Origin of the sequence: Bombilactobacillus thymidiniphilus, from assembly GCF_023380245.1 — a bacterium.
GTDB lineage: Bacteria > Bacillota > Bacilli > Lactobacillales > Lactobacillaceae > Bombilactobacillus > Bombilactobacillus thymidiniphilus.
The window spans coordinates 1,173,589-1,187,002 of the sequence record NZ_CP093365.1 but is presented as its reverse complement, the minus strand read 5'-3'; the positions used below and the strand labels follow the sequence as shown (position 1 = coordinate 1,187,002).

The window sequence follows — 13,414 nt, the reverse complement described above, 5'->3', positions numbered from 1 at the left end:
CTTACTTTTTTTGTGCTTAAAAATTAAGCATAACTTCATTCATAGGCAAGTCACCATTGCTAACATCAAATGCTTGTCCAATACTAACAGGATTATCTAAAGCCACTACAATTAGCTGAGCCACATCAGAGCGCGTAATAGTCCGCACATGCTCATTTTTTTTGAGTGTCAACTGAGTTGCCAAATCAATTTTTCCTGTCGGTTGTGCATCAGTTAAAACTGCAGGTCGAATAATCGTATAAGCCAATCCACTATTCTGCAACCACTGATCAGCATAATATTTGGCAGCGTAATAATAATTACCCACTGCTAAATCGTTTTGCTTATAAGACCAAAAAGATCGTTCATCAGCTTTGATCGCGCTAACCATAATAAATCGCTTCACACCGGCTAATTTAGCTGCTTCTATCGCTTTCACTGCGCCATCCAAATCAATCATCATTGTCTTATCAGCACCGGTTTCACCACCAGATCCAGCACTGAAAACAACTGCTTCAATATCTGCCATAGTATTTGTCAAATCAGCTAAAGATCCTTCTAAATCCAAAAAACGTGCTTGGTAATTTTTATTTTGGTAATCTTGTACTTGTGTTAAAGCTCTTAAGCCAGCAACAACTTGATATTCTGAACGCTTTTGCAAAGCATTGACTACTTGAAAACCAATTTTACCATGTGCCCCAATCACTAAAACCCTCATCATACTTCCTCCCCAATTTGTTGCGGACTCCTTTTGGAATTAATCAAATCATTCAATTTACGCAAGCGATGATTAATACCTGATTTAGAAATCGTACCACTCGGAATTAAATTGCCCAACTCACTTAAAGAAACTTCTGGATTAGCCAACCGAACTTGCGCAATTTCCTGCAATTTAGGTGGTAAAGTTTCTAAGCCATAATTATCCTGCCAAAACTTAATATTTTCTATTTGCTGACTTGCAGCCTTGATGGTTTTATTGATATTTGCATTTTCACAATTTACTAGACGATTCACCGAATTACGCATGTCGCGCACAATACGAACATCTTCGAATTTCAGCATTGCAGATGTTGCGCCAGTAACTTGGAAAAAATCCGAAATTTTTTCTGCTTCTTTCAAATAAGTGATGAAACCATTACGACGACTCGTAGCACGGGCATGTAAATCGAATTTATTCATTAATTGCAAAATACCTGTATTTTGGTCTTCATATAATGAATATATTTCTAAATGATAACTAGAAGTTTCCGGATTATTGACACTGCCACCTGCTAAAAAAGCGCCACGTAAATAGGAACGCGCCCGTTGCTTAGAATTCAGCACGTCTTCTGGAATATCTGTACGGATTTGAAAACTGTCCGCTTCAATAATTCGTAAATCAGCCAAAATTTCCTGCACATGTTGGCGCAAACGAACGATATATTGATTATTTTTCTTAAGTTTCATTTTGCGACGTACCACTAGATCAGATTCCACAGTATATAACTGGTGTAACAGCGCATAAATGCGGCGAGCAATTGCCGGATTTTCTGTTTGAATATTTAAAACAAAATGGTGATTAATTAAAGATAAACTACCATTCATCCGGATCAAAGCTGATAATTCAGCGCGCGCATGCTCAGGATGAACTTCTAAAGTAGTTAATTCTTTTTTAACTTCACTTGCATAAGATGCCACTAAATTTGCTCCTTATTTTTACGATTTCCGTATTGAAAAGCTAAATTAATGATTTCATGTGCTACTTTATCACCATCATGAAAAGCTCCGCCATCACGCAACAACAAAAAATCATTAGTAATCACGCGACAACCCATTTGGCGTAATCTTGGAAAGTCGCAACTGACTTGTGACAAATATTCAGAATACTTGTCATGATCCATATAATCCTGCGGAATAGGCGTACTATTGACCAACACTGTATCAATGTAATTACCACCTAAATGCTTATTTAAGACTTGCACATGATCGGCATCACTAAAATTAACCGTTTCGCCAATTTGTGTCATAATGTTGCAAACATAAACAATCTCCGCGGAAGTTTGGCGCAAAGCTTTACCTAAATTATGGATCATCAAATTAGGCAAAATACTAGTAAATAGACTGCCTGGTCCTAATAAAACCACATCGGCTTGCATTATTGCCGCTAAAACAGGTAAAACCGCTTGAGGCGTTTTAGTAGGGTGATTGGTATCCGTTACCCAAACTCGTGAAATATTTTTGCCAGCATAAGTGATTTCGTGTTCTCCTGCAATAATTGTGCCATCAGTGAATTCAGCATTTAACGTCAATGGTACATTAGAAGCCGGAAAAACATGACCTTCCACGTTCATCATGCGCGCAAGTTCTTGTACTGCAGTAAAAATATCACCATTATACATTTCGGAAAGCGCCGCAATAATCAAATTACCGATCGCGTGTCCCGCTAAAAAAGAATCATTACTATTGAAACGATGCTGAAAAATATCTAAAGCTAAATTTTCTTGATTTGATAGAGAAACCAAGACATTACGAATATCTCCCGGTGGTACAACATTGATATAATCGCGAATAGCGCCTGATGAACCGCCATTATCAGCTACTGTAACCACAGCAGTAATATCTGCATTTAAATTACGTAAACTTTTTAAAATAACCGGTAAACCAGTGCCTCCACCGATTACCGTAATCTTGGGTCGACGCCCTTTAATAACTTTAATTGTCTTTGTGGTATTAACATTCATACTATTTACCTATTGTTGATGACGATCAATATCACGATGGATAATTTCGACAGGATAAGGGAGTTGCTGCAAATCCGTGCCCAACTTTTGCGCAATCGCCACCGAACGATGTTGACCGCCAGTACAACCAATTGCGATCGTCAAACTAGCCTTTCCTTCCTGATAATAACCGGGAATAATAGTTGTTAGTAGTTGTAAATATTGTTGATAAAAATCTTTGGTCATCGGCTGATCAAATACATAATCAGCAACTGCTTGTTGAAGACCAGTCTTAGATTTCAACTTGGGAATATAAAAAGGATTAGGCAAAAAGCGAACATCCATCATATCATCAGCATCAATCGGTACGCCATATTTGAAACCAAAAGACATCACCACAATATGAAAAGGATCTGTTCTTTCGTCCGCAAAATCATTAAATATTTTTTCACGTAATTGTTTAGCAGTTAAATCAGTCGTATCAATGATTAAAGAAGCTTTTTGATAAACTGGTTGAACTAATTGTCGTTCTTCTTGAATGCCTTGAATTAGACGACCATTAGTTGCCAAAGGGTGCACACGCCGCGTTTCTTTATAACGTGCCACTAGTTCCATATCTGTAGCATCCAAAAACAGAATCTGACTTTTCATTTCTGCAACATCTTCAAAGTCAGCCAAAATGCGGAGCAACTGATCATAAAAAATCCGCGATCGAATATCAACGACCACCGCAATTTTGTTGGTGGTACCGGATTCTTGCACCAATTGATAAAATTTATCCAATAAAGACGGTGGCATATTATCTAAGCAAAAATAACCCATATCTTCAAAAGCTTGAATTGCCACACTTTTACCAGCACCACTCATTCCCGAAACGATGACAATATCTGTCGGCGAATTTGCTTTTTTACTCATTTAATTACCTCAATAATCGGTTTGCCATAATATTATTATCTTCTCGTTAATTATAATATTTCTAATTAATGACCACAATTAAAAAAAATAATCTAAAAATACGTAATTATAAAAAGATCTATTCTACAATCAAATAGATCTTTAATCAGTAGTCGACATCTTGGGTGTCTTAGCTAAAATAGGTTTTAAATATTGACCAGTATAAGATTCAGGTATTGTTACAACTTCTTCAGGGGTGCCCTGCGCAACTATTTGACCACCTAAATCGCCACCTTCTGGACCTAAATCAATCAACCAATCAGCAGATTTAACTACATCTAAGTTATGCTCAATTACCAAAACTGTATTGCCCTGATCTACTAAACGCTGTAAAACAACAAGTAAGCGCTCAATATCTGCAACGTGTAAACCAGTAGTGGGCTCATCTAAAATATAGAAATTATGACCATCTGACTTTTTATACAACTCAGAAGCTAACTTCATCCGTTGAGCTTCCCCGCCAGATAAAGTTGTTGCTGACTGTCCCAATTGCACGTATCCTAAGCCAACATCTTCAATGGTTTGCAATTTACGTTTAATTTTTGGTAAATGATCAAAAAATTGCAAAGCTTGCGTCACGGTCATCTGCAAGATATCGGCAATATTCTTGTCCTTGTAAGTTACTTCTAGTGTTTCTGAATTATAGCGTGTACCATGACAAACTTCACACGGTACATAAACATCCGGTAAAAAGTTCATCTCTATTTTGATGATTCCATCACCTTTACATGCTTCACAACGACCGCCTTTAATATTAAAGGAGAAACGTCCCTTAGTATAACCGCGCAATTTAGCCTCATTAGTCCGCGCAAATAAGTCACGAATATCATCAAAAACCCCCGTATATGTTGCTGGATTACTGCGTGGAGTTCGTCCGATTGGACTTTGATCAATATTAATTAGTGACTTTATATTTTCATAACCAGTTATTTTTCGATATTTACCCGGTCGTGTGGAATTACGATTAATTTTTTGCGCTAAAGCGCGCTGCAAAATCGTATTTACCAATGTCGATTTACCAGAACCCGACACCCCAGTCACTGCGATAAATTTGCCTAACGGAAATTTAACGTCAATCTGTTTCAGATTATTTTCACTGGCGCCAAAAATTTCAACAAATTCACCGGACCCTGAACGTCTCGTAGCGGGCAATGGAATAAATTTAGTACCAGATAAATATTGTCCGGTCAATGATTGAGGATTAGCTTGCACTTCTTTCGGCGTACCGGAAGCCACAATCTTACCACCTGCTGATCCAGCCCCAGGACCTACATCAATTAAATAATCTGCTTGGCGCATCGTATCTTCATCATGCTCCACAATCACTAAAGAATTACCAAGATCGCGCATTTTCTTCAATGACGCAATCAAACGATCGTTATCACGTTGATGCAGACCGATTGATGGCTCATCTAAAATATATAAAACACCCGACAAATTAGAACCAATTTGCGTAGCTAAACGAATTCGTTGAGCTTCACCACCAGATAAAGTCCCGGCAGCACGAGATAAATTCAAGTAATCTAAACCAACATTTTTCAAAAACGTTAAACGATCAATTACTTCTTTTAGAATTGGCTGTGCAATAACTTGATTTTGCTGAGAAAGTTGAATATTTTCAAAAAACGGCAAGCCTTGTTTAATAGCCAAGTCAGAAATTTCTGCAATATTATGACCAGCGATTTGCACACTTAAAGCTTTTTCATTCAGGCGCGTACCATGACAAGTTTGACAAACTAATTCTGTCATATATTTACGCATGATTTCACGCATAAAAGCGCTAGAAGGCTTATGATAGCGATGTTCAATATTAGGAATAACTCCTTCAAATTCCGTATCCACATCACGCACACTGCCAAAATCATTATCAAAATGCAAATGAATTTGTTTACGATTGGTACCATACAAAATTTCATGTTGCTGCTGTTCGCTCAGATCAGCAAACGGTTTACGTCGATCAATCCCTAATTGATCAGCCACTTGCTCTAAAACTTGCGGATAATATTGTGAGTGATCTGTGTTCCAAGGTACAATGGCACCTTGATCTAAGGACAACGTTGAATCAGGCACTACTAATTCCGGATCTACTTCCAATTTCATTCCTAATCCGTCACAATCAGGGCAAGAACCAAAAGGCGCATTAAAAGAAAATAATCTAGGCTCCAATTCACCAACAGTAAAGCCACATAAAGGGCACGCATAATGTTCAGAAAAAATCAATGTCTGATCACCAATCACATCAGCATTCATGTAGCCACCAGACATTCTCAGTGCTGCTTCTACCGAATCAAAAAGACGTGAACGAATATTTTCTTTGATGACAATTCGATCAACAATCACAGCAATATTATGCTTTTGATTTTTACTTAATTCAATTTCATCAGTAATATTATATTGCTGTCCATCAATTTGCACACGCACATAACCTTGTTTAGCAATTTGTGCCAAAACTTTTTTGTGTTGCCCTTTTTTACTACGCACAACTGGCGCTAAAATTTGTAATTTAGTTTTGGGAGGTAATTGTAATAAGCGGTCAACCATCTGCTCAACTGATTGACTAGTAATTTCCGTACCATCATTCGGACAAATTGGCGTACCAACGCGTGCCCACAGTAACCGTAAATAATCATTGATTTCAGTCACTGTGCCGACAGTTGAACGCGGATTCTTAGAAGTAGTTTTTTGATCAATCGAAATCGCTGGACTCAGACCATCAATGGAGTCAACATCAGGCTTATCCATTTGTCCTAAAAATTGGCGGGCATAAGACGATAAACTCTGCACATAACGTCTTTGCCCTTCGGCATAGAGTGTGTCAAATGCTAAAGAACTCTTCCCCGAGCCAGATAGTCCGGTAACGACAACCATTTTATTACGCGGAATAGTTACGTTAACATCTTTTAAATTGTGGGATCGCGCTCCCTTAATTACGATATTTTCATTTGCCATTAGCTAATCTCTGCTTTCAAATCTAAAATTGTATCTCGCAAATTAGCAGCTTGTTCAAAATCTAGCTTTTTAGCAGCTTGCTGCATTTGTGCTGTCAATTGTTCTAATAAATCTTGCTGATCATGCTTAGATAGATTCTCAAAATCAAAATGATCGGCTACAATTTCTTCTTGTTCATTACCATTATTATCTACTAATTTAATAGCCGAAATCGCATCACGAATTGGTTTTTGTATTGTCTGCGGTGTAATATGGTGCTCTTTGTTAAATTGTTCTTGTAATTGACGGCGCCGCTTAGTTTCACTGATAGCCACTTTCATAGAATCGGTAATCTTATCCGCATACATCAAGACATGCCCATGAGCATTACGTGCTGCTCGACCAATAGTCTGAATAAGTGGACGCTCTGAACGCAAGAAACCTTCCTTATCGGCATCTAAAATCGCTACCAGAGACACTTCAGGTACATCAATTCCTTCTCGCAATAAGTTAATACCAATTAGCACATCATATTTACCTAAACGTAGATCGCGAATGATTTCGGTACGTTCCAAAGTTTTAATATCACTATGCAAGTAAGCGACTTTTATACCTAAATCCTTTAAATAATCCGTCAAATCTTCTGCCATTTTCTTAGTTAAAGTAGTAACTAAGGTTCGTTCATTTTTCTCAATGCGTTGATTAATTTCGCCTACCAGATCATCAATTTGTCCCATAATTGGACGTAACTCTACTTGAGGATCCAATAACCCAGTTGGACGAATAACCTGTTCCACGACATGATCGGTCTGATTCATTTCGTAATCACCTGGTGTAGCAGAAACATACAAAATTTGGTGCACGTGACTTTCGAATTCCTTTAAAGTTAACGGTCGATTATCCAAAGCACTCGGTAAACGAAAACCATAATCAATTAACATTTGCTTACGAGCTCGGTCACCGTTGTACATCCCTCTTATTTGTGGCATCGTCACATGCGATTCATCAATCATAATATTAAAATCATCTGGGAAAAAATCCAACAGCGTAAATGGCGGCTCACCGGCTGAGCGTCCTTCCATATGGCGCGAATAATTTTCAATTCCCGAAGTGTAGCCCATCTCTCGCATCATTTCAATATCATAGTTGGTACGTTGTTCTAGACGTTGTGCTTCCAACAATTGTCCCGCCTGCTTAAGTTCAGCTAAACGCTGTTTTAATTCCACTTCAATACTTTGAATTGCCCTTTGCATTTGCTCATCATTAGTCATAAAATGCGTCGCCGGAAAAATCGAAACTTGTGATCGTTCACCTAAAATTTCACCAGTCAACGGATCCATTTCCAAAATCCGATCAATCTCATCACCAAAAAATTCCACCCGCAATGAGTTATCATCTTTGGAAGCAGGGAAAATATCGACCACGTCACCACGGACCCGAAAACGTCCCCTTTGAAAATCAATATCATTACGATCAAATTGATTACGCACTAGTTCTTTTAACAACCAATCACGACTAATTTCTTGTCCTGTCCGTAAAGAAATGACACTATCTTGATATTCACGTGGATCACCTAAACCGAAAATACTAGAAACAGAAGCCACCACAATCACATCATTGCGTTCCAATAAAGCTGAAGTAGCAGCATGACGCAGTTTGTCAATTTCATCATTAATGCTAGAATCTTTCTCAATATAAGTGTCACTAGAAGGAACATAAGCTTCTGGCTGATAATAATCATAGTAACTAACAAAATATTCCACTGCATTATGCGGAAAAAATTCTTTAAATTCACCGTACAATTGACCTGCCAAGGTCTTATTATGTGAAATCACCAAAGTAGGCTTATTTAAATTTTGAATAACATTTGCCATAGTAAAGGTCTTACCCGTGCCCGTAGCACCTTTCAAAATCTGCGCCTTTTCGCCCTTTTGGAAACCAGCATCAATCTTATTAATTGCTTGCTGTTGATCACCAGCTGGTTGATAATTAGAAACTAATTGAAATTGATTATTAGTAACTCGTTCAATCATTAATTACTTTCCTCCAAACAAAAGTCGACAATACACAATTTTGCATACTAACAAATATCATAGCATACCGAACATACTTTCGCTATTTTAGCGCACAATAACAAAAAACGCCACTTTGTCATTGAACAAAGGACGCTTAATCAATTTATTTATACCAATTTTGGATAACTTGTTCATAATCAGCAATTTTAGCAGCTGCCTCTTTAGCAGTAGTAGCATCCACCCCAATGTAATTCTTAATTTTAGGTTCAGTACCTGAAGGGCGTACAGCAATCCAAGTACCATCAGCTAAAATAAATTTTAACACATTTGCCTTAGGCAAACCTAAATTTATTTGACTGCCATCTTGCTCAGTTTGCACTCCACTTTGAAAATCCTGCACACTAACTACTGCAGTATCACCGATCATTTTGGGAGCTTGCTTGCGAAAAGAATCCATCAAATTTTGCATTTGTTGCGTACCATTTATGCCGACAAAAGTTTTAGAAATAGTTTTCTCTTCAAAATAACCATATTCTGCATAAATTTCTTGCAAACCATCATACAAAGTCATGGCCCGACTGCGATAATAAGCTGCCACCTCGGCTAACAATAAACTAGCCTGCAAAGCATCTTTATCCCGCACAAAAGGCTTGATCAAATAACCATAACTTTCCTCAAAACCAAATAAAAATTCATGTTCACCAGTCTCTTCAAAAGACTGAATTTGCTCCGCAATAAATTTAAAACCAGTCAACACATTAATCATCTCTACGCCATAAGATTGTGCAATCTTAGACGCTAGTTCTGTAGAAACGATTGATTTAACCACAGCGCCATTAGCTGGTAATTTATTTTGCCGTTGCCTTGTGCTTAAAATATAATTTAATAATACACAAGCAATTTGATTACCAGACATTAACTGATATTGACCATCAGGTTGGCGAACTGCAGCTCCTAAGCGATCAGCATCCGGATCTGTTGCAATCAAAACATCGGCAGAAATAGCACTACCTTGCTTAATCGCCAGATCAAAGGTTTCTGGAAATTCCGGATTAGGAAATTCCACAGTGGCAAATTCTGGATCCAAAATTGCTTGTTCAGCCACTATACGCATATTAGATAACCCGGCTTGTTCAAAGACGCGACTAGCTAGCATTTTACCCGTACCGTGTAGTGGTGTGTAAACAAATTTCAAATCCGAATATTCATGCAATAATTCTTCATCTAACGAGACAGCTTTAATTTCTCGCAAATAGGCTTGATCGACATCTTCACCAATCAATTGTAATAAATGTTGCTGGCGCATTTGATGTAAAGTAGTTACTTCAATAGCAAATAAATCGGTAACTTGGCGCACAAAATTAGTAATTAAATTGGATTCTTGTGGCGGCATTTGACCACCATCAGGTCCATAGATTTTAAAACCATTATAAGGTGCCGGATTATGACTCGCCGTGATCATAATTCCAGCATAAGTATTCAAATGGCGCACCGCAAAAGATAATTCTGGCGTTGGACGCAAACTGTCAAACAAAAAGACAGGAATTTGATGCTGTCCTAGAACACGAGCTGCTTGTTGAGCGAAATCTTCTGAGTGATAGCGTGAATCAAAACTAATTACCACACCTCTTTGCTTTTGTTCCAATGGTAATGTGTCCATAAATAACGCTAGACCTTCGGCAGCTTGGCGTACCGTATAAATATTCATGCGATTAATGCCTGGCCCCATCAAGCCACGCATTCCCGCAGTGCCAAATTCTAAAGGTGCATAAAAAGCTTCTTCCAATTCTGCTTGATTGGCTACCATCTGCGTTAGTTCTTGTTTTAATGCTGGATCTATTTCTGAATTATTTTGCCAAACTTGATAATTATCCTGCCAACTCATAAGTTGAACCTCCAAATATCTTGCTGTCCTTATTATACCTTTTTATCATAACAATGAATTATCACTATCAATATTATAAGAAACATTCGCTGTCGCCAAGATTTATATTAAAAAGACTAGCTTTATTCAGCTAGTCTTTTAAAGTTTGAATATAATCAAAGACACCTTGTCCAGCCAAGCCACCTTCGCCGACAGCTGTCGTAATTTGCCGCAAATTCTTTTGCCGCACATCACCAACTGCAAAAATACCAGGAACTTTGGTTTGCATTAAATCATTAGTTTCAATCCAACCAGTAGCGTTGGTAACACCCAAATTCCGTAATTTTTCGGTATTAGGTTGAATTCCTACATAAATAAAGACTCCACTAGTTTTGATTACTCGTTGTTCATCCGTTTTTTTGTCGCGATATTTGACACCCGTTACTTTATTTTGGTCGCCTTGAATTTCTTCTACGGCTGCATTCCAAATAAATTTAATTTTATCATTGGCAAAAGCACGTTTTTGCAAAATTTGCTGTGCACGTAATTTATCACGTCGATGAATAATCGTCACTGACTTAGCTAGTTGCGTAAGATAAACACCTTCTTCTATGGCTGAGTCACCACCACCGATAACGACCACATCTTCATTTTTGAAAAAAGCACCATCACAAACCGCACAATAAGATACACCTTTACCAGAATATTCATCTTCACCTGGAACACCAATTTTTTTATATTCGGAACCAGTTGCTAAAACAACTGCCAAAGCTTTAAATTCCTCGTCGCTAGTCTTAATAATTTTATAAGTCTGATGATCCTCAATTTGTTCTACTGTCCCATATTGATACTGTGCACCAAATTGAATTGCCGATTGATACATTTTTTCACTCAAATCGGGACCCAATATTGAATCAAATCCAGGATAATTCTCAATAGCAGCAGTATTATTCATTTGCCCACCGTAAATTCCACGATCTAAAAGTAAAACTTTCAAATTAGCCCGTGACGCATATAAAGCTGCTGTCAAACCAGCTGGTCCTGCACCAATAATTACTACATCATATTCTTTTGCCAAGACATACCCACCTCAACTCTATTTAATCATTATTCTAGTTTAATTATTAGGCATCATAAATGCCACTAATCTGCCTCACGTTTATAAGGATAACGTAAACCACTACCAGCCAAATAAGTCGGCATATTTTTTTGACGACGGCGATAAATAAAAATCACTAATGCAGCAACAAATAATAGAAGCGACAACAGCTGAGAAACACGAATGCCTGCACCTAAATACAAACTGTCAGTGCGCATACCTTCAACAAAAAAACGACCGAAAGAATACCACAAAACATAACTCAAAAAAACTTCGCCACGTTTAAATAAGCCCGGTTTATGTCGCAAACTCAAGATAATAATCAAGCCCAATAAATTCCAGCAAGACTCATACAAAAAAGTGGGTTGGCGATAATGTCCATTAATAAACATTTGCTCAATAATAAAATTAGGTAAATGTAGAGTATGCAAAAAATGTGCAGAAGTAATACGTCCATAAGCTTCTTGATTCATAAAGTTTCCCCAGCGCCCAACAATTTGTCCAATTAAAACACTAGGTGCTGCAATGTCGAGAACTAGCCACAAAGGTAAATGACGATGATAAGTAAAGACTGCCGTTACGATGAAAGCCGCAATCAAGCCACCATAAATAGCAATCCCCCCATGCCAAATTTTAATAATTTCACTTGGATACTGCGAATAAAAAGGCCACTGAAAAATGACATAGTAGAGGCGGGCCCCAATCAAAGCAAAAGGCACACCCCATAAAACCAAATCAATAATATCTTCTGACATAATTTGACGGCGATTAGCTTCTTTTACAGCCACCCACACGCCAATAATGGCTCCAATAGCAATTAAAACGCCGTACCAACGAATAGTTAATGGACCAATTTGTAAAAAAATGGGATTTAAAGCAGTTCTTGTCATTTATTACGATCACTTTCTGAATTTTTTTTGATTAAACCAGTTAAATTATTTTCAAAGCGATCCGCGGCATCATAGCCCAATTTTTTAGCACGATAATCCATGGCCGCCACTTCAATAATATTAGAGATATTTCGACCAACTTTAACAGGAATCACCATCGACGGGACATCCACATCAAAGATCCGCTCAACCTTATTATCCAAACCGACACGTTCATAATTTTGATCTTTGGACCAATTATTAAGATTGATAATCAAAGATATTTCCATAGAAGTTCGAACCGCACTGGCACCAAACAAAGTCATTACATCAATAATGCCGATTCCCCGAATCTCCATCAAATTCTTTAAAATTTCTGGCGCTTCGCCGACAATCGTATGCTCATTTTGTTGATAAACGTCAACGCGATCATCAGCCACCAAACGATGCCCGTTTTTAATCAGTTCTAAAGCTGTTTCACTTTTGCCAATTCCCGAATCCCCCTTAATTAAAATTCCCAAACCGTAAACATCTACTAAAACGCCGTGAATACTTTTACGCGGTGCTAAAACTTTTTCCAAATATTGCGTAATAATGTTTGAAACACGAGTTGTAGTTAAATTAGAGCCTAAAATAGGAATATGTGCTGCTTTCGCAGCTTGTGCCATTTCTTTTGAGGGTTTTATTCCCCGGGAAAAGACAAAGGCGGGTGTTTTATCAGTCGACATTTCACGTAAAACATGATAGCGATTCTTTGAGGTCATCGAGCGGGCATACGACGTTTCCGTTTGCCCAAACAATTGCACACGATCAGCCGGGTAATAATCAAAATAACCAGTTAATTCTAGTCCTGGTCGAGAAATTTCCGTATCTGTTAAAAATCGCTCGCTCAAAAAATCTTGACCGCTATAAACTGTCAAATTAGTATGATTAATTAAATCTTGTACTGTAACACTTACTTTTCCCATAACGTCCCCTTATAAGTAAATAAAAAACCTAGCTAATAA

At 37.8% G+C, this 13,414-nt stretch carries 10 protein-coding genes; all 10 read right to left on the bottom strand.

Going from position 1 to position 13,414, the window contains the following annotated elements:
* Positions 1-16 precede the first annotated feature (16 nt).
* The 10 genes from MOO47_RS06005 to hprK all read right to left on the bottom strand — a co-directional run bounded on the left by MOO47_RS06005 (position 17) and on the right by hprK (position 13,375).
* The gene (locus tag MOO47_RS06005; protein WP_249512555.1) at positions 17-700 is read right to left on the bottom strand and encodes an SDR family oxidoreductase; all 684 of its coding nucleotides are present in this window, start codon (positions 698-700) and stop codon (positions 17-19) included.
* Entirely contained in the window at positions 697-1,656 is a 960-nt protein-coding gene (gene whiA, locus MOO47_RS06000; protein WP_249512554.1) for a DNA-binding protein WhiA, read from the bottom strand. The genes MOO47_RS06005 and whiA overlap by 4 nt, the downstream gene beginning before the upstream one ends.
* Positions 1,656-2,699, bottom strand: a complete 1,044-nt coding sequence (locus MOO47_RS05995; RefSeq protein WP_249512553.1) for a gluconeogenesis factor YvcK family protein — start codon at positions 2,697-2,699, stop codon at positions 1,656-1,658. Before MOO47_RS05995 ends, whiA begins: the two co-directional genes overlap by 1 nt.
* A 9-nt stretch (positions 2,700-2,708) precedes the next feature.
* Positions 2,709-3,593 (bottom strand): RNase adapter RapZ, encoded by an 885-nt coding sequence (gene rapZ, locus MOO47_RS05990; RefSeq protein WP_249512552.1) that lies wholly within the window; start codon positions 3,591-3,593, stop codon positions 2,709-2,711.
* Positions 3,594-3,734: 141 nt separating this feature from the next.
* Positions 3,735-6,581 (bottom strand): excinuclease ABC subunit UvrA, encoded by a 2,847-nt coding sequence (gene uvrA / locus MOO47_RS05985; RefSeq protein WP_249512551.1) that lies wholly within the window; start codon positions 6,579-6,581, stop codon positions 3,735-3,737.
* The gene (uvrB, locus tag MOO47_RS05980) at positions 6,581-8,593 is read right to left on the bottom strand and encodes an excinuclease ABC subunit UvrB (protein ID WP_249512550.1); all 2,013 of its coding nucleotides are present in this window, start codon (positions 8,591-8,593) and stop codon (positions 6,581-6,583) included. The genes uvrA and uvrB overlap by 1 nt, the downstream gene beginning before the upstream one ends.
* 145 nt (positions 8,594-8,738) lie before the next feature.
* Positions 8,739-10,460: a phospho-sugar mutase gene (locus MOO47_RS05975; RefSeq protein WP_249512549.1), complete on the bottom strand. Its 1,722-nt coding sequence runs from the start codon at positions 10,458-10,460 to the stop codon at positions 8,739-8,741.
* A gap of 130 nt (positions 10,461-10,590) precedes the next feature.
* Entirely contained in the window at positions 10,591-11,517 is a 927-nt protein-coding gene (trxB, locus tag MOO47_RS05970) for a thioredoxin-disulfide reductase (protein WP_249512548.1), read from the bottom strand.
* A 65-nt stretch (positions 11,518-11,582) separates the two neighbouring features.
* Positions 11,583-12,428 (bottom strand): prolipoprotein diacylglyceryl transferase, encoded by an 846-nt coding sequence (gene lgt / locus MOO47_RS05965; protein ID WP_249512547.1) that lies wholly within the window; start codon positions 12,426-12,428, stop codon positions 11,583-11,585.
* Complete coding sequence (gene hprK / locus MOO47_RS05960) at positions 12,425-13,375, bottom strand: HPr(Ser) kinase/phosphatase (protein WP_249512546.1); 951 nt, start codon at positions 13,373-13,375, stop codon at positions 12,425-12,427. Before hprK ends, lgt begins: the two co-directional genes overlap by 4 nt.
* Between the last annotated feature and the right edge of the window lie 39 nt (positions 13,376-13,414).